We start from the raw sequence: 16,726 nt of genomic DNA on the forward strand, positions 1-16,726 counted from the left end.
CTAGGCTGGAGTAATGCTGACGCTGCTTCTATACGTACTCATCGTCGGGTTGGTCGCGGCGATGCTGTTCCTCGTCGCCAGTGCGGTATTCGGGCGGTCCGAGGAGCTCGGGCCCCTGCCCGAGGGAACCACCGCTACCGTGCTGCCCGTCGATGGCGTGACGGGGGCGGATGTGCGGGCGTTGCGGTTCCAGCAGGTGGTGCGGGGGTACAAGGCGGGCGAGGTCGACTGGGCGCTGGGCAGGCTCGCCGAGCGGATCGACGAACTCGAGTTCGAGCTGGCGCAGGCCAGACAGCGGCAGGCGCAGGTGACGGCGGGCCAGGATCGCGGGTGAGCGAGCTCGCCGACGACGGCCTCGTGCGCTGCGACTGGTCGACCGGCTCGCAGCTGTACCGCGACTACCACGACACCGAATGGGGTCAGCCACTACACGGCGACGACGCCCTGTTCGAACGACTGTCCCTCGAAGCCTTCCAGTCCGGCCTGGCGTGGATCACCGTGCTGCGTAAACGGCCCGCCTTTCGCACCGCGTTCGCCGGTTTCGAGATCGCGAAGGTCGCCGAGTTCGACGATCACGACCGCGCGCGATTGCTGGCCGATGCCGGCATCGTGCGCAATCGCGCGAAGATCGACGCGGTGATCAACAATGCCCGGGTTGCTCGCGACCTGTCGGTGAGCCTGGACGAGCTGCTGTGGTCGTTCGCACCCGCCCCACGCCCGCGACCGACCTCGATCGAGAATGTGCCCGCCACCACACCTGAATCCATTGCTCTGGCAAAGGAATTGAAGCGCCGGGGGTTCGCTTTCGTCGGCCCGACGACAGCGTATGCCCTCATGCAGGCGACCGGCATGGTGGACGATCACCTGGGTGTTTGCTGGGTGGGAGCGGTACCGAACGGAACCGACTCGGCAGTCAGATTTCGCACTCAGGTGTCCGCCCGCGACGGCGATAGGGAAGAATAGGACCAGTGTGGCCCGCCGAACACCCGGCGAGCCCGCTGGTTGGCGACAACCGGCAGACGAGAAACAGAGCGCAGAACCACCGCGCAGATCTGGAGGGAGCAGAGGATGGCGGCCATGAAGCCCCGTACCGGGGACGGTCCCCTCGAAGCAACCAAGGAAGGTCGTGGAATCGTCATGCGGGTTCCACTCGAGGGTGGCGGGCGTCTGGTCGTCGAACTCACACCGGACGAGGCTGCGGCGCTCGGTGACGAACTGAAGAGCGTCACCAGCTGAGTGCGCTGACCGAGGTCGCCGCGCTCCTGGCCTGCCCGGAGTGCGGCGACGAGCTGCACACGCACGATCGTGCGCTGCGATGCGGTACCGGTCACAGCTTCGACATCGCCCGCCAGGGTTATGTCGGACTGCTGACCGGCGCATCGACGAAAATGACCGGCGATACCGCCGACATGCTCGATGCCCGCGCCGCTTTCCAGGGGGCGGGCCATTTCGCCCCGATCGCCGCGGCGATCGCTCGCACCGTCGATACCGGGGCGGCCGTGCTGGAAATCGGTGCCGGTACGGGCTACTACCTCGCCCACGTCCTCGACGCGCACCCCGATGCCCTCGGCATCGCCTTGGATGTGGCCAAACCCGCCGCCCGGCGAGCCGCCCGTGCCCACCCACGCGCGGCCTCGGTGCTGGCCGATGCCTGGCGCGGGCTGCCACTGCGCGACGACGCGGTCACCGGGGTGCTCTCGGTGTTCGCTCCCCGCAACCCCGCCGAGGTCGCCCGGGTCCTCGCTCCCGGCGGACGCTTCGTCGTCGTCACTCCCACTGCTCATCATCTGGGCGAGTTGATCGGCCCCCTCGGCATGGTCAGCGTCGACGCCGACAAGGACCGGCGTTTGGCCGACTCGCTCGCGGGCGCGTTCGACTGCGCCGAGAGCACCCTCGTCGAGTTCCCGATGAAGCTGTCTCGCGCCGACGTCACCCATGTCGTCGCGATGGGTCCGTCCGCCTTCCACCGCACCCCCGCCGACGATCCGCGCATCGCGGCGCTACTCGACACCACCGAAGTGTCGGCGTCGGTCACCGTGTCGACATATCTGCCGCATCGCTGACGGCGCCCACACCGATCAGCCAGCGCACAGCCCGCGCGTCGACGACCACGCGTCAGCGCGACACACTCCGGTAGACCTCGAGCGTGCGCTCGGCGATCCGCGCCCAGTCGAACTCCGCGATCGCCCTCGCCCGCCCCGCCCCGCCGTAGCGCACAGCCAGAGCCGGATCGCCGGTGATCTCGTTCACCGCGGCCGCGAGCCCGCGCTCGTACTCCCCCGTCGCGTCCGGGTCGTAGTGCACCAGACGACCGGTGACGCCGTCGTCGACCACCTCGGGAATCCCGCCCACATCCGACGCCACGACAGCGGTCGCGCACGCCATCGCCTCCAGGTTCACGATGCCGAGCGGCTCGTACACCGACGGACACACGAACACCGAGGAGGCGGACAGAATCTGGCGGACCTGCTCGGTGGGGAGCATCTCCCGCACCCAGAAGACGTTGCCGCGCTGCCGCTGCAACGCGTCGACGGCGGCGGCGACCTCCGCCTCCAGCTGCTCGGTGTCGGCCGCACCCGCACACAGCACCACCTGCGTATCAGGGGCGAACGAGGCGGCCGCGGCGAGCAGATGCCCCACGCCCTTCTGCCGCGTGATCCGCCCGACGAACGACACGATCGGCAGGTCGGCGCGCACGCCGAGCCGTTCCAGCACCGGCGTCTGCGCATCGGCGGGCGGGCCGGGGTGCCATACCCCGGCGTCGATGCCGTTGTGCACCACATGAACTCGATCGGGGTCGATCGCGGGGTAGGCGTCGAGCACATCGTGGCGCATGCCCTCGCTGACCGCGATCACCGCGTCGGCGTGCTCCATCGCGTTGCGTTCCGACCACGACGACAGCCGATACCCGCCACCGAGCTGCTCGGCCTTCCACGGTCTGCGCGGTTCCAGCGAATGCGCCGTGAGCACATGGGGTATCCCGGCGAGCATGGCGGCGAGATGACCGGCCAGGCCCGCGTACCAGGTGTGCGAATGCACCACGTCGACGCCGGCCGCCGCGTCGGCCATCCGCAGCTGCGCCGACATCATCTGCAACGCGGCGTTGGCGGCATACAGCTCGGGGTCGGGGCGGTGTACGACCGCACCGGTGCGCGGCGCGCCCATGCAGTGCACGGTGACGTCACAGAGTTCACGCAATCGGGAAGTGAGTTCGGTGACATGCACTCCCGCGCCGCCGTACACCTCAGGCGGATACTCCCGGGTCAGCATCGCGACCCGCAGCGGTTGCGCTGGAATCTGCTCGCTGTCGGTGCTATCACTCACCGGTCCAAATTAGACCCTCGGGTCGACATGGGCCACCGTAGCCGCGCTAGCCCTGTACTTTGAGCAGGGTGAGGAGCCAGCCGCACGTACTCGGGATCGTGCTCGCCGGTGGCGAGGGCAAACGACTGTTTCCACTCACGGCCGACCGCGCCAAGCCCGCGGTTCCGTTCGGTGGCGCCTACCGGCTCATCGACTTCGTGTTGAGCAACCTCGTGAACGCGGGATACCTGCGCCTGTGTGTGCTCACGCAGTACAAGTCACACTCGCTCGACCGCCACATCTCCCAGACCTGGCGGCTGTCCGGTTTCACCGGTGAGTACATCACCCCGGTGCCCGCCCAGCAGCGTCTCGGGCCACGCTGGTACACCGGCAGCGCCGACGCGATTATGCAGTCGCTCAACCTGATCTACGACGAGGATCCCGACTACATCGTGGTGTTCGGCGCCGACCATGTGTACCGGATGGATCCGGAACAGATGGTGGCCAGCCATATCGCCTCGGGCGCGGGCGTCACCGTGGCGGGGATACGGGTGCCGAGGGCCGAGGCGAGCGCGTTCGGCTGCATCGACACCGACGATTCCGGCAGGATCACCCAGTTCCTGGAGAAGCCGGCGCACCCGCCGGGCACCCCCGACGATCCGAACGTGACGTTCGCGTCGATGGGCAACTATGTGTTCACCACCCGGGTACTGGTCGACGCCATCCGCGCCGACGCCGAGAACTCCGATTCCGACCACGATATGGGCGGCGACATCATCCCGAAGCTGGTCGCCGACGGCAAGGCCGCCGTCTACGACTTCGCCGACAACGACGTCCCCGGCGCCACCGAACGCGACCGCGGCTACTGGCGCGACGTCGGCACCATCGACGCCTTCTACGAGGCGCACATGGACCTGGTGTCGGTGCACCCCGTCTTCAACCTCTACAACAGGCACTGGCCGATCCGCGGCGCGGCGGAGAACTTGCCGCCGGCGAAGTTCGCGCAGGGCGGCCTGGCCCAGGAATCCATCGTGGGGGCGGGCTCGATCCTGTCGGCGGCCACGGTCCGCAATTCGGTGCTGAGTTCGAATGTGGTGATCGAGGACGGCGCCACGGTCGAGGGCAGCGTGTTGATGCCCGGCGTGCGGATCGGGCGTGGCGCGGTGGTGCGCCACGCGATCCTGGACAAGAACGTCGTGGTCGGCGAGGGCGAGATCATCGGCCTCGATCTAGACCGCGACCGGGAGCGGTTCGCGGTCAGCAACGGCGGTGTGGTCACCGTCGGCAAGGGGATCTGGGTCGGTTAGCCGCGCGAGGCGCAGAGCAGCCCGTCACCGATCGGGATCAGCACGCTGGTGAGTTCGGGGTTCTCGGCGATCGCCCGGGTCGCGGCGCGCACGGCCTGCGTCGCCGGATCGCGCTGGTCCGGATCGGGCACCCGCCCACCGAGCAGGGCGTTGTTGAGGATGAACGCGCCGCCCTCGCGCAGCAGCCGCACGCCCTGTTCGACGTAGTGGGGGTGTTCCATCGGCGCCGCGTCGATGAAGACCAGGTCGTAGGAGCCATCGGCGAGCCGGGGCAGCACGTCGAGCGCGCGTCCGTTGATCAGTCGCGTGCGCGACGGCGCGATCTCGGCGGTCCGGAACGCCTCCTTGGCCGCGCGCTGATGCTCGGGCTCGGAGTCGATCGTGGTCAGGGTTCCGTCCTCACGCATCCCGTCGAGCAGCCACAGCCCGCTGACGCCCGCCCCGGTTCCGACCTCGACCACCGAGCGCGCGCCCAGCATCTGCGCGTACATGCTCAGCAGCGCGCCGACCGCCGGGGGCACTGGCCCCGCGCCCAATTCGGTGGCCCGCTCACGCGCTTCGAGAAGGACCTCGTCCTCGACGACGGACTCCTCCACATAGGCCAGGTTCCGCTCCACGTTCGATGCCACAGCTATGAGGCTAGGCCACCGGGGGGCTCTGTGTATTCAGCGAAGGGACGGATCCGGCGCTGTGTCGTCCAGAACCCGAACAATTGCCGAAGGTTTGCGGATCGGTCACAAGGGTTCGCGAACTGCTGGTTCTCGCTCGCCGACGGGATTAGGCTCGAATGAGACCGGAATTCTCAGGTCACACTCAGGATCTCCACACCTGACCCATATCAGGGCAGGAAATAGTTGCCCTACGCAAGGCCAGCCGATCGCGGCGGGTACGAGGCTCGGGAACAACCGCACACAGTTGCTGGTTGATTGTCGATAAGCAAGGTTCGCTGACCCGGACCAGCCAGGTTTCGTGCCAGCGGTCCCGAGTAGGAGGTGTCCCATCCCGATGGTAGACACGGCGCGTCACGACGCCACCGACCAGACTCTGTCCGCCGATCTCCTCGCGGCGGGGGCCGACGAACTCGACGCCGAACTCACCGGCACCGCCGCTTTCGACGCGACCGGGGATCGCGCCGCCATGCCGTCCTGGGACGAACTCGTCCGCGAACACGCCGACCGGGTCTATCGCCTGGCCTACCGTCTCTCCGGCGACGCCCAGGATGCCGAGGACCTCACTCAGGACACCTTCATCCGGGTGTTCCGCTCGCTGCAGAACTACCAGCCCGGCACCTTCGAGGGCTGGCTGCATCGCATCACCACCAATTTGTTCCTCGACATGGTCCGCCGCCGCAACCGCATCCGCATGGAAGCGCTGCCGGAGGACTACGACCGGGTGCCCGCCGAAGGACCGACTCCCGAAGACGCCTATCACGACTCCCGCCTCGACCCCGACCTGCAGAAAGCACTCGATTCGCTGGCGCCGGAGTTCCGCGCCGCCGTGGTGCTGTGTGACATCGAGGGTCTGTCCTACGAGGAGATCGGCGCCACGCTCGGCGTGAAGCTGGGTACTGTGCGCAGCCGGATCCATCGCGGGCGTCAGGCATTGCGCGAGTACCTTGCGCATAATGGAAGTGAGCAGCGGTACTCCGCTGAAGTCCCATCGGCGTGACGGGTGTTCCGACGTCACCCCGGTGGCTCGAGGTGATGTCGGTCGGAAGGAATGAACTCCGCATGAGCGTGGATCCCAATGCCGCAGGTCGCCCGCCGCGCTTTCAGCCCACCGAGCACTTGGCCAGTGAGGCTGTGGCGGCCTTCGTCGACGGCGAACTACGCATGAACGCGTATCTGCGCGCCGCCCAGCATCTTTCGATCTGCCCCGAATGCGCGGCCGAGATCGATGCCCAGCAGCAGGCGCGGATCGCGCTGCGCCGGGCCGCCGAGGTGGCGATCCCGCGCAGCCTGCACGACAGCCTCTCGCGCATTCCGCTGGCCGACCTCCCCGGCAGCGCACCCGAACCGCAACGCCGTAACGAGGCATTTCTCGGATTCATCACCGATTCCTTCACCGCGACCCGGTGGACAACATGGCGGCGCAAGTAGAGTCTGCGACGTGACAGGCGAATCGACGAATTCCGGATCGGCCGACCACGCGGATTCGGGGGCTGAATCACCCAGGGCGGATTCACGGACGGACGCGCGGGGCACCCTGCGGCCTTCCGACGCGCCGAACCTCGGGCCGCGTCCGGTCTACCGGCCGCACATCGACAGCCACACCGCGCGCGCGTTCCGCCGCCCGAACGGGCAAGCCGGTTCGTTCGCACCGCACGACCCCCAGCGCGCGCCCGGCAATGGCGGCGCCGACGCGGGAATCGTCGCGCGCCCGCCGGACGGCGTGCTCGCCGAGGCGTTCGCCCGGCCCGAGGGCTCCTCGGAACTGCTGCAGCGCGAGCCCGGCGCCGACGAGCCGAAGGCCGTCATCGCGGGTCCGGTGGATCCGTGGCGTGATCCCGACGCGGCGGCCCGGCTCGGTTCGCCCGCCGTGGACACTCCCCCGCCGGCCCGGCTGCCCGTCGCGGACAAGCTCAGCGCGCGCGAGGTGCTGTTCGGTTCGCGGGTGGCGCCGAAGGCGCTGGCGATCCTGGCCGCGCTGGCACTCGGCATCGCCGTGGTGGGCGGGCTCGTCGGCCGGATCACCGCCGAGACCGCGTCCACGCTCACCTCGCGCACGGTGACCCTCGATCAGAGCGCGGGCGTCGAGACACCGCACAGCCAGATCGCCGCCGTCGCCAATGCCGTTCTGCCCTCGGTGGTGTCGATCCGCGTCACCGTGGGCGACAACGGCGCCACCGGTTCCGGCGTGGTGATCGACGGCGGCGGGTACGTCGTCACGAACAATCACGTGATCTCGATGGCCGCGACCGACAAGTCCAACCGGGCCGCCATCCAGGTGCAGTTCTCCGACGGCACCCGGGTGCCCGCGCAGATCGTCGGCCGCGATCCCAAGACCGACCTCGCGGTGCTCAAGGTCGAGGCAAAGAACCTGACCGTGGCCAACCTCGGCAAGTCCGCCGATGTCCAGGTCGGCGACGATGTGCTGGCGATCGGTTCACCGCTCGGCCTGAGCAAGACCGTCACCTCCGGCATCGTCAGCGCCCTGCACCGCCCGGTGAAGCTGGCGGGCGAGGGCAGCGATACCAACGCGGTGATCGACGCCGTGCAGACCGACGCCGCGATCAACCCGGGCAACTCCGGCGGCGCGCTGGTCGACATGCAGGGTCGGGTGATCGGCATCAACACCGCCATCCGCAGCGAGACCGGCGGTTCGGTCGGTCTCGGCTTCGCCATCCCGGTCGACGTGATGACCGCGGTCACCCAGACCCTCATCCGCGACGGCCAGATGCACCACCCGACCATGCGCCTCGCGGTCCGCACCAAGACTGTCGCCAACGAGGTCACCAGCGGCGCCCAGGTGGCCGACGTGGCCCCCGACGGACCCGCCGGACGCGCGGGAATCGGCGAGGGCGACGTGATCGTCCGAGTCGGCAACCGTGAAGTGACGAGCGCCGACGAGTTCACCGTGGCCGAGCAGTCGCACCAGATCAATCAGACCGTGATCGTCCAGCTCATTCGCGACGGCCGCAAGGTGGATGTGCCGGTGACCCTGGAATCCGATTGAGCATTCGTTGTTCGTCACCGCGCAACCACCACATTCCGGTACCGGCGTTCGGCAACCGGTAGTCTGAGAGCTGTGTTCAGCAATGTCGGGTGGAGCGAGATGATGATCCTGCTCGTCGCCGCCCTCGTGATTCTCGGCCCGGAGCGACTGCCCGGCGCCGTCCGCTGGACCACCGGCGCGCTGCGCCAGGCGCGCGACTACGCCAGCGGCGCCACCTCTCAGCTGAAGCAGGAGCTCGGCCCGGAGTTCGACGAACTGCGCAAGCCGCTCGCCGAGCTGAACGAACTGCGTGGGATGAGTCCTCGGGCCGTGGTCACCAAACACCTGCTGGGCGGTGACGACTCGGTGCTGCGCGATCTGGAGAACGCGGTGCCCGACAAGCAGCAACTGTTCGGTACCAGCAGCGGCATGCCCGGTGGCCTGTCCAAGCCCCAGCCGCCGAAAGCGCTGGAGAACAACGAGCGTCCTCCGATCGACTACGACGCGACCTGATCCGATTCGAGCCGGGAACACACCGCACGGTCGGCATTTGCTGCGAGGTCGCGCTGAACGATCCGCACGGCGGCGACCTCGCCCACCTGTGATTTGCCGACAATTCGGGTCCGAGACCGTTGTCGCGCAAGACAGTTCGATGTCAACCGATATAGACACACAACGCTGTCGAGCTGTCTAGACTTCGCACATGTCGGCCGATGACGTGGCACGAGTTTTCGCGATCGAAGACAAGGTCGAAAGACTCAAAGCAGCCACCGACGGGGTGGCGGCTGCACAGCAGACCATCAACGAACTAACGAGGATCCGGCGAGCCGTGATCCGAGAGCTCCATGCCGACGGCTGGACGTTCGCCCGGATCGGCGCCGCCGCCGGACTGTCGCGGGCGCGCATCCATCAGGTGAGCACCCAGGGCCCCGTGCCAGAGGGGCTGTTCTTCGGACACGGCACCCTGACCGTGCTCGCCCCCGAGGTTCGCTCCGGCAGACTGCTCGGCGCACCCGACCCCCAGGCCGCCACCCGCCTGGCCGAGTTGTTGCGACAGCTCGGCTTCGCCGCGAATGTCGAGACGTTCTTGCCTGGCAGGCCGATCGACCTCAATCGCGACGGGCTGGTGATCCTGGGCGGTCCCGAGCTCTCGCCCAGCCTGCGTCAACTGGTGGTGGCCGATCCCCGCCTGCGCCGCACTGTCACTCGCGCCGGCGACACCCGACGCGGCATCGAGGACCGGGCCGCGCGCCGCGTGTACCGGCCCGGCGGCACCGAACCCCACGACATCGCCTACCTGGCCCGACTGCCCCGACCCGACCGCCGCGGCAGCATCATGGTGATCGACGGCCTGCATCCGCCCGGCTCGCTGGGTGCGATCCGATTGCTGGCAACCCGGTTGGCGACCCTGCACGAGCGCGCGAGCAGTCATCTTTTCTCTGTCCTTATCGCGGTCCGTTACGACCGTGCAACCGGAGAACCGGTTGATGCAGACCTTCTCACCCCGGTATATCGGCATGAAACAGACCCAAAGTTTGCTACGACCCGGGTTCGTCCGTAGGCTGAACTAAACTCGCCACATCTAGTGATCTGCATCACTGTATTGTTATGGATCACAAGTCGCCCGCGATGATTAGATTGCCAGCGAGTAACCGAGTGTGAGTAGGTGAGCATCAGATGTTCTCGTCTCCTGAGGCTGGCGCATGCCGGGTTCTGCCCGTGCACGCCGCAAGCCACCCGGGGCCCGTTCCGCCTTTCGACGTGGAGCCGGCCACCGGCGACGTCGTCGTCACCACCCATCGCGTGACCTACAGCGACCGTCTGAAGGTCTTCATCGGCCCGCACGAGGACGTGGACAGCTTTCTGCGCCCGCTGCGCCGGATGGACGGTCATCAGCGCTACGCACTCGATCTCACCGTGCTGCCCGAGCCGGTGCCGGCCACCGAGGTCACCACCTCGGTGAGTTCGGCGCGTGGCGATCTGGCGCTCGGCTGCGTCGGTTCGGCGGACGCGATGACGCTGCAATTGCGCACCACGGTCGATCACGTCACCCGGCACTTCACCCTCGGCCTACCCGGCGGGCGGCTCGGCCTGCCGACCGTCTACCTCCCGCACGGCGACGAGGACACCTACGTCTATCCGGAAGAGGTGTTCACCGCCGACAACGCGGTGGAGATCTTCCGCGACTTCTTCCTCGCCGGTACCGTCCCGGCCCACCTGCAGCAGCGCGAGATCCTCGACTGAGACTCGCCCGCGGCTCGCCGCGCGCGTATGCCGGCGGATAGCTAGGCTGGTCAGCACGATCACAACGCCCGGACGTGATCGTGGAGAGGCCGGTGCGCGATGCGTGATCTGCTCGGGCAGGTGCTCGAACTGCTCCCCGATCAGGCCCTCGCGCTGGCGCGAATCGTCGACCGGACCGGTGCGGGACCGCGCGGAACGGGCGCCTCGATGGTCGTCACCGAAGACGGACACGTGCTGGGCTCACTGTCCGGCGGTTGCGTCGAATCGGCGGTGCTCACCACCGCCAACCAGGTACTTCTCGACGGCCACGCCACCCTGGAACGTTTCGCCGCCGCCGATGAACTCACCGTCGGCCTCCCGTGTGGTGGCGAGATCGAGGTCTTCGTCGAACGTCTCGACCACACCGACCTGCCCGCCCTGCGCGCACTCCACGTCGCGCTCGACGCGCATCGTCCGGTCGCCTACGCCACCACCCTCGAGTCGGCCCCCGACCGAAAACTGCTGTACCCCGGCGATCGCACGCCGTGGCGCGGCCTCGATCACGATGCCGCCGCGCTGCTGACCGCGGGTCACAACGGCCTCGTCGGCGCGCAGGACTGCACGCCGGCCCAGGCCCAGCGCCCCCGCACCTTCGTGCAGGTCTTCCGCTCGCCCGCCCGGATGATCCTGGCCGGCGCCAACGACTACACCCGGGCCCTCTCCGTCGCCGCGACGAACCTCGGCTACCACGTCACGGTCGTGGACGCCCGCGAAACCTTCACCACCCCGGCCCGTTTCCCGGCAGCCGATCAGGTGGTCGTCGATTGGCCGCATCGCTATCTCGACGCGGAACAGGACGCGGGCCGCGTCGACGACCGCACGGTCGTCTGTGTCCTCACCCACGACCCGAAATTCGATGTCCCCCTGCTGGCTTCGGCGCTGCGCTTACCCGAGGTCGGATTCATCGGCGCACTGGGCTCCCGCCGGGCGCACGCCGAACGCACCGACCGTCTCCGCGCCGCCGGTCTCGACGACGCCGAAACAGGGCGTGTCCGAAGCCCGCTCGGCCTCGACCTCGCCGCCGACACCCCCGAAGAGACCGCGGTCTCCATTCTCGCCCAGATCCTCGCCGACCGGGGAAACACCACCGCACGGCCGCTGGCGCACCTGAACGGCCCCATCCACCGCCGATCGAACTAGCCGCACCGCGAACCACACCGGAAGCTGTTCATTCGCGCCACCTTTCGATACAGTTTGTCTCGAAATTATGAGACAAACTGTCCGAGAGGAATGCGGTGCGCCCACTCGACCCACGCACGGTGCGCAGTCTCGATGCAGCCCTCGCATCGGCTCGTGAACTCCTGATCGAGCAGGGCCTGGCCGGGCTCACGCACAGCGCCGTCGCGGCGCGCAGCGGGATCAGCCGGGCCACCCTGTACCGGCTCTGGCCGGAGCCGACCGATCTGGTCCGCGCCGCCGTGACCCAGCACATCACCCTCGCGCGGCCGAAGCCGACCGGGGATCTTCGCGCCGACCTGCTGACCGGACTGACGGCTACGCACGCGATGCTGCACGAACCCGCGACCGAGCAGGGCATGCGGGTGATGATCGAGCGGGCCGCTGTCGATCCGAGATTCGCGGAGGTCAAGCAGGCGCTGTACCGGTCGGGAACCCAGGCGGCGCGCACGACCTTGACCGCGGCCGTCGCCCGCGGCGAGCTGCCCGCCGAACTCGATCTCGACCTCGCGGTCGATCAGCTGCACGGCCCGCTGTTCTTTCGTCGCCTGGTCGCCAACCGAACTTTCGACCTCGACTACGTGCGCGCCGTCCTCGACAGCTTCCTTCGCGCCTATTCCTCGAAACAATCACCTGAGCATGGGATTTCGTGACATGACGACCACCGTCTCCAACAAGCCCTCCGCGCCCCGAGTTCTCGCTGTGCTCGTCGCGGTGATCACCGTATTCGGCGCTCTGCTGGCGGATTTCGTCATTCCGGCGAGCGCGGCGCAGCACCTGCGCAACGACGCCTGGCCCCCGCACGCGAAATTCCACGACGCCCAGTACATCTCCATGTCGATTCTGCTCGGCGCGGTGGCGCTCACGCTGCTGCTGCGGCGCGGCGGTGGGTCGCGGTCACGCGTGTGGACGGCCTGCGCGATCCTGGCCACGCCCTGGCTCGGGCTACTGGCGGCGATGCTGTTTCCCGGCACCGCCGTTCACGATCCGGAGTTCGCCGACATCAGGATCATCGGTCTGCACCCACAGGTACTGCTGGCGCTGATCCTGTTGGCCCTGCTGGCCGTGGCCGTCGCGCTGCGCGCACGTCAACGGAACTGACATGCCTCGGGCGCCGCACCGGTCCACCGACCGACGCGACGCCCGAGGTGGTCGACTACGCCGCGACCTGTTCCGGGCGAAGGGTTTTCATCGGCGGACGGTCTTCGAGGGAGACCGTGGTGGTGTGGGCGATGAATTCGCCTTCGATCAACGGGAATTGGGTGAGGGGCGCGCCGGAGTCGGGCACGCCGCTGCGGCGCAGGGCGGTGCCGAGGATCTGGCGGCTCATCACGCCGAGGTCGGCGAGGGGACGGTTGCGGTGGGTGCGCACGCCCAGGTTCACCTGGGTAATGGCGTCGAGGCCCATCGTGTCGTAGGTGTCGAGGAGCAGACCGATCTCGACGCCGTAGCCCGGGGCGAAGGGAACCGAGGTGAGCAGTTCCCTGGTACCCGCGTATTCGCCGCCCAGCGGCTGCAGGACCTGTGCCAGTTCGGGGCGAAGCGCGGCCAGCAGGGGACGGGCGACGAGTTCGGTGACGCGGCCGCCGCCGTTGGCGTCGACCGACTCGCCCTGACGTAACGGGCGACGATAATAGGCCTTGGACAGGTGGGTGCCCTCCATCATCAGCAACGGACCGAGGAGTTTGGGCACGAAGGCGGGATCGGGGTCGATCAGATCGGAGTCGACGAAGGCGATCAGGTCGCCGGTGGTGACCGCAAGCGACCGCCACAGCACCTCGCCCTTACCGGGGACCGGGTCGAGTTCGGGAACGGCCTCCTCGCGCGAGATCACCTTGGCACCCGCCGCCAGTGCGCGTTGCGCGGTGGCGTCGGTGGACCCGGAGTCGAGCACGATCAGTTCGTCGACGAGCGTGCCGAGCAGCGGTCGGATGGACGCCACCACATCGGCGACGGTGTCCTGCTCGTTCAGCGCGGGCAGCACCACCGAAACGGTGCGGCCCGCCTTGGCGGCGACGAGTTCGCCGACCGTCCAATCAGGGGTGTCCCATGTGTGGGTAGTGGCCCAGGCGGGCTCGCGGTGTTGGATTTTCATGCCAGACCTCGCAGAGTTCGTGCGGGGGGCCGGATGCCCTGGATCGCGGCGATCATGTCCACGACCCGCCGGGTTTCGGCGACTTCGTGAACCCGGAAGATCCGAGCGCCCGCGGCGGCCGACCATGCGGTTGCCGCCAGCGTGCCCTCGACCCTTTCGGTAAGACCTACCCCTAGAGTCTCCCCGATAAAATCCTTGTTGCTCAGTGCCATCAGGACTGGCCATCCGGTATTTACAAGACCGTCGATTCCCCGCAACAACTCGAGCCCGTGATAGGTGTTTTTCCCGAAATCGTGGGTGGGATCGATCACGATGCCGTCGGCGCGCACCCCCGCGGCCGCGGCGTTCTCGGCCGCGGCGACCACCGCGGCGGTCACCTCGGCCACCACATCCGCATACCGGACACGGTGTGGGCGGGTGCGCGGCACGGCGCCGCCGGTGTGGCTGCAGACGATGCCCGCGCCCGTTTCGGCGGCGACATGCACGAGCCCGGGGTCGGCCCCGGCCCAGGTGTCGTTGATCAGGTCGGCGCCCACGGCGACCGCCGCCCGCGCGACGTCACCACGCCAGGTATCCACACTGATCAACAGGTCGGGATACTTCGCCCGGATCGCCGCGACGAACGGCACCACCCGCTGCGTTTCCTCGGCCGCGTCCACGGTGACCCCCGGGCCCGCCTTCACCCCACCGATGTCGACCAGGTCGGCGCCCTCGTCGACCGCGCGCGAGACCCGTTCCATCGCGGCAGCGTCGCTGAACGTGGCCCCACGGTCGTAGAACGAGTCCGGCGTGCGATTGACGATCGCCATCACCAACGCGCGATCGGTGGCCACCTCGCGCCCACAGAAGGTGGGCCCGCTGCGCATACCCGACGAGCTACCCATGTGCTTGTCCGCCTCTCCGCGATTCTTGGCCGGACTCGAGCGGTCGAGATTCGCGTTGGCGACCTGCGGACGGGCAGCGGCTCGATGCGCCGGTCCCCGGTGAGTTACCCATGTGCTCGTCCGCCTCTCCGCGACTCTTGGCCAGACTCGAGCGGTCGAGATTCGCGTTGGCGACCTGCGGACGGGCAGCGGCTCGATGCGCCGGTCCCCGGTGAGTTACCCATGTTCATGCGAAATCAGACGTTACCTTGCTACCTCGGGGCCTTGCTCGCGGCAACGTCAGCGGCGTATTCGGCGTACGCGGGGATGTAGCCATCCGTCGGGCCGGACAGCACGTACAGCTGACCTTCCTCGTCGGGCGCATAGCCCTGCTTGCGCAATTCCACCTTGCGACTCTTGAACGTCGAGGTCTGTTCCAGTTCCTTGACCACTCGCACGTACAGCGGGACCGCGTACAGCGGCAGGCGGTCGTAGGCGGTGGCGGCCAGGGCCTTGCCGTCGAAGGAGGCGCCCGCGGCCAGCGTGATCGCCGCCATGCCCGCTTTGCCGTCGGTGCCGGGGATGTCGACACCGTAGACGACGGCCTGGTCGATACTCGCGTCGTGCCCGAGCGCGCCCTCGACCTGTGTGGTCGCCACGTTCTCGCCCTTCCAGCGGAAGGTGTCGCCGAGCCGGTCGACGAACGCGATGTGCCAGAAGTGCTGATCGCGGACGAGGTCGCCGGTGTCGAACCAGCAGTCGCCCTTCTTGAAGCCGTCGCGCACCAGCTTGGACTCCGACGCCTTCTCGTCGGTGTACCCGTCGAACGGCTGACGGTCGTTCACCTTCGCCAGCAGCAGGCCGACCCCGCCGGATCGCACCCGGCGCAGCTTCCCGTCGCGACCGCGCCGGGGGTGGCCGGTGTCGTCGTCGTACTCCACCACCGCGTACGGCAGCGGGCACAGCCCGGCGGTCCGGTCGACCCCGAACGCGTTGACGAACGCCAGCGGCGCCTCGCTGGACCCGTAGAACTCGACCACCCGACCGATCCCGAACCGGCGGCGGAACTCGTCCCACAGCTCGGGCCGCAGCCCGTTGCCCACGGCCAGGCGGACCCGGTTGCCCCGCTCGGCGGGCCGCACCGGCTGGTTGATCAGGTATCGGCACAGCTCACCGATGTAGATGAACGCGGTGGCCCGCTCGCGCGCGATCTCGTCCCAGAACCCCGACGCCGAGAACTTGCGGCTGAGCACGTACGTCGCTTCGCCCGCCAGCACCGCCGACAGCGCGACCGTGAGCGCGTTGTTGTGATAGAGCGGCAGGCAGCAGTACAGGGCGTCGTCGGCGCGCAGCCGGACGCCGAGCCCGCCGAGTCCGGACATGCTCTTGGTCCAGCGCTGGTGGGTCATCACGCTGGCCTTGGGCAGGCCGGTGGTGCCGGAGGTGAAGATCAAGAACGCCCGCTCCCCCGCCCGTACCCGCGCACACGTGGCGGGATCGGAATCGGCTGCGGTGCGGGCGGATTCGTCCAGTTCCTCGGCGGTGAGAACATTCGCCGCGGGCTCCGGCAGCGATAGCAGCGCCTCGGCGCACTCCGCGCCGACGACGTTGAGCACGCTGTCGAGCAGGCCGATGCTGTGGGCGAGGACCTGATCGCGCTGGTTGTAGTTGAGCAGACCGACCGTGGCGCCGAGTTTGAGCACGGCCAGCACCGTGAACAGCGTCTCCGGCCGGTTGGTCATCAGCACACCGACCACATCACCACGAGAAACCCCGCGCGCGGAAAGCACCGCGGCGTAACGGTTCACCGCGCTGTTGGCGGCGCGGTAGGTGTAGGCGTGGCCTTCGAAACGCAGGAAGACACGGTCGGGCCTGCGGTGCGCGACCCGCTGGAAGTACAGGCCGATGGAGGCTTCGTCCTTGGGGCCCACCAGCATTCCGCGCGCGTTACGCAACATGCCGGGGGCGTCGAGCGCCATCCCGGGCAGCGCTCTGGCCAGGTCGAAAACGCTGACTGTGTCGCGGGCGTCTGTGCTCACGTCGAT

The 16,726-nt window shown here is 68.3% G+C and carries 19 protein-coding genes; 14 read left to right on the top strand and 5 right to left on the bottom strand.

Annotated elements, in window-relative coordinates:
- Nucleotides 1-13 precede the first annotated feature (13 nt).
- The 4 genes from NA12_RS16155 to NA12_RS16165 all read left to right on the top strand — a co-directional run bounded on the left by NA12_RS16155 (nucleotide 14) and on the right by NA12_RS16165 (nucleotide 2,063).
- Complete coding sequence (locus tag NA12_RS16155; protein WP_067451134.1) at nucleotides 14-334, top strand: DivIVA domain-containing protein; 321 nt, start codon at nucleotides 14-16, stop codon at nucleotides 332-334.
- Entirely contained in the window at nucleotides 331-963 is a 633-nt protein-coding gene (locus NA12_RS16160; protein WP_067451137.1) for a DNA-3-methyladenine glycosylase I, read from the top strand. The genes NA12_RS16155 and NA12_RS16160 overlap by 4 nt, the downstream gene beginning before the upstream one ends.
- 105 nt (nucleotides 964-1,068) lie before the next feature.
- Nucleotides 1,069-1,236, top strand: coding sequence for a DUF3117 domain-containing protein (locus tag NA12_RS33135; protein ID WP_011211259.1), 168 nt, complete (start codon nucleotides 1,069-1,071; stop codon nucleotides 1,234-1,236).
- Nucleotides 1,233-2,063: a putative RNA methyltransferase gene (locus NA12_RS16165; RefSeq protein ID WP_084472812.1), complete on the top strand. Its 831-nt coding sequence runs from the start codon at nucleotides 1,233-1,235 to the stop codon at nucleotides 2,061-2,063. Before NA12_RS33135 ends, NA12_RS16165 begins: the two co-directional genes overlap by 4 nt.
- 52 nt (nucleotides 2,064-2,115) lie before the next feature.
- Here NA12_RS16165 and glgA read toward each other — a convergent pair whose 3' ends face one another.
- Nucleotides 2,116-3,282, bottom strand: coding sequence for a glycogen synthase (gene glgA / locus NA12_RS16170; protein WP_067451672.1), 1,167 nt, complete (start codon nucleotides 3,280-3,282; stop codon nucleotides 2,116-2,118).
- A 110-nt stretch (nucleotides 3,283-3,392) separates the two neighbouring features.
- On the opposite strand from glgA, the gene glgC reads away from it, so the two are divergent.
- A complete protein-coding gene (gene glgC / locus NA12_RS16175; RefSeq protein ID WP_067451143.1) occupies nucleotides 3,393-4,610 on the top strand; it encodes a glucose-1-phosphate adenylyltransferase in 1,218 nt (405 codons plus the stop codon).
- Here glgC and NA12_RS16180 read toward each other — a convergent pair.
- Nucleotides 4,607-5,239 (bottom strand): O-methyltransferase, encoded by a 633-nt coding sequence (locus NA12_RS16180; RefSeq protein ID WP_067451146.1) that lies wholly within the window; start codon nucleotides 5,237-5,239, stop codon nucleotides 4,607-4,609. The two genes, glgC and NA12_RS16180, sit on opposite strands and share 4 nt — an antisense overlap.
- A gap of 376 nt (nucleotides 5,240-5,615) precedes the next feature.
- On the opposite strand from NA12_RS16180, the gene sigE reads away from it, so the two are divergent.
- From sigE to NA12_RS16225, 9 genes are all read left to right on the top strand, one after another.
- A complete protein-coding gene (gene sigE / locus NA12_RS16185; protein WP_067451148.1) occupies nucleotides 5,616-6,278 on the top strand; it encodes an RNA polymerase sigma factor SigE in 663 nt (220 codons plus the stop codon).
- Nucleotides 6,279-6,340: 62 nt separating this feature from the next.
- On the top strand, nucleotides 6,341-6,709 hold the full coding sequence (locus NA12_RS16190) for a hypothetical protein (RefSeq protein ID WP_067451675.1): 369 nt from the start codon (nucleotides 6,341-6,343) through the stop codon (nucleotides 6,707-6,709).
- Nucleotides 6,710-6,719: 10 nt separating this feature from the next.
- Entirely contained in the window at nucleotides 6,720-8,285 is a 1,566-nt protein-coding gene (locus NA12_RS16195) for a S1C family serine protease (RefSeq protein WP_067451151.1), read from the top strand.
- 72 nt (nucleotides 8,286-8,357) lie between these two features.
- Nucleotides 8,358-8,777: a Sec-independent protein translocase protein TatB gene (gene tatB, locus NA12_RS16200; protein WP_067451155.1), complete on the top strand. Its 420-nt coding sequence runs from the start codon at nucleotides 8,358-8,360 to the stop codon at nucleotides 8,775-8,777.
- 190 nt (nucleotides 8,778-8,967) lie between these two features.
- Entirely contained in the window at nucleotides 8,968-9,825 is an 858-nt protein-coding gene (locus tag NA12_RS16205) for a hypothetical protein (RefSeq protein ID WP_067451157.1), read from the top strand.
- A 158-nt stretch (nucleotides 9,826-9,983) separates the two neighbouring features.
- Nucleotides 9,984-10,508, top strand: a complete 525-nt coding sequence (locus NA12_RS16210) for a hypothetical protein (protein ID WP_132369684.1) — start codon at nucleotides 9,984-9,986, stop codon at nucleotides 10,506-10,508.
- 99 nt (nucleotides 10,509-10,607) lie between these two features.
- Nucleotides 10,608-11,687 carry an XdhC family protein gene (locus tag NA12_RS16215; RefSeq protein ID WP_067451163.1) on the top strand — a complete coding sequence of 360 codons (1,080 nt, stop codon included), beginning with the start codon at nucleotides 10,608-10,610 and terminating at the stop codon, nucleotides 11,685-11,687.
- 95 nt (nucleotides 11,688-11,782) lie between these two features.
- Nucleotides 11,783-12,376, top strand: coding sequence for a TetR/AcrR family transcriptional regulator (locus NA12_RS16220; RefSeq protein ID WP_067451165.1), 594 nt, complete (start codon nucleotides 11,783-11,785; stop codon nucleotides 12,374-12,376).
- A 1-nt stretch (nucleotide 12,377) separates the two neighbouring features.
- Nucleotides 12,378-12,824: a DUF6640 family protein gene (locus NA12_RS16225; RefSeq protein ID WP_067451170.1), complete on the top strand. Its 447-nt coding sequence runs from the start codon at nucleotides 12,378-12,380 to the stop codon at nucleotides 12,822-12,824.
- A 55-nt stretch (nucleotides 12,825-12,879) separates the two neighbouring features.
- Here the strand turns inward: NA12_RS16225 and NA12_RS16230 are convergent, their stop codons facing one another.
- The 3 genes from NA12_RS16230 to NA12_RS16240 all read right to left on the bottom strand — a co-directional run bounded on the left by NA12_RS16230 (nucleotide 12,880) and on the right by NA12_RS16240 (nucleotide 16,720).
- Nucleotides 12,880-13,818: a glucosyl-3-phosphoglycerate synthase gene (locus NA12_RS16230; RefSeq protein ID WP_067451171.1), complete on the bottom strand. Its 939-nt coding sequence runs from the start codon at nucleotides 13,816-13,818 to the stop codon at nucleotides 12,880-12,882.
- Nucleotides 13,815-14,702, bottom strand: a complete 888-nt coding sequence (gene folP, locus NA12_RS16235; RefSeq protein ID WP_067451173.1) for a dihydropteroate synthase — start codon at nucleotides 14,700-14,702, stop codon at nucleotides 13,815-13,817. Before folP ends, NA12_RS16230 begins: the two co-directional genes overlap by 4 nt.
- A 251-nt stretch (nucleotides 14,703-14,953) precedes the next feature.
- Nucleotides 14,954-16,720 (bottom strand): long-chain-acyl-CoA synthetase, encoded by a 1,767-nt coding sequence (locus NA12_RS16240; RefSeq protein WP_067451176.1) that lies wholly within the window; start codon nucleotides 16,718-16,720, stop codon nucleotides 14,954-14,956.
- Between the last annotated feature and the right edge of the window lie 6 nt (nucleotides 16,721-16,726).

It is taken from the genome of Nocardia alba NBRC 108234 (genome assembly GCF_001612665.1).
GTDB lineage: Bacteria > Actinomycetota > Actinomycetes > Mycobacteriales > Mycobacteriaceae > Nocardia > Nocardia alba.

Bases quoted from the DNA above. Each gene is read 5' to 3' on its own strand.
- NA12_RS16155 (WP_067451134.1), top strand. From the start codon at position 14: ATGCTGACGCTGCTTCTATACGTACTCATCGTCGGGTTGGTCGCGGCG.
- NA12_RS33135 (WP_011211259.1), top strand. From the start codon at position 1,069: ATGGCGGCCATGAAGCCCCGTACCGGGGACGGTCCCCTCGAAGCAACC.
- sigE (WP_067451148.1), top strand. From the start codon at position 5,616: ATGGTAGACACGGCGCGTCACGACGCCACCGACCAGACTCTGTCCGCC.
- NA12_RS16190 (WP_067451675.1), top strand. From the start codon at position 6,341: ATGAGCGTGGATCCCAATGCCGCAGGTCGCCCGCCGCGCTTTCAGCCC.
- NA12_RS16205 (WP_067451157.1), top strand. From the start codon at position 8,968: ATGTCGGCCGATGACGTGGCACGAGTTTTCGCGATCGAAGACAAGGTC.
- NA12_RS16215 (WP_067451163.1), top strand. From the start codon at position 10,608: ATGCGTGATCTGCTCGGGCAGGTGCTCGAACTGCTCCCCGATCAGGCC.
- NA12_RS16225 (WP_067451170.1), top strand. From the start codon at position 12,378: ATGACGACCACCGTCTCCAACAAGCCCTCCGCGCCCCGAGTTCTCGCT.
- NA12_RS16230 (WP_067451171.1), bottom strand. From the start codon at position 13,818: ATGAAAATCCAACACCGCGAGCCCGCCTGGGCCACTACCCACACATGG.
- folP (WP_067451173.1), bottom strand. From the start codon at position 14,702: ATGGGTAGCTCGTCGGGTATGCGCAGCGGGCCCACCTTCTGTGGGCGC.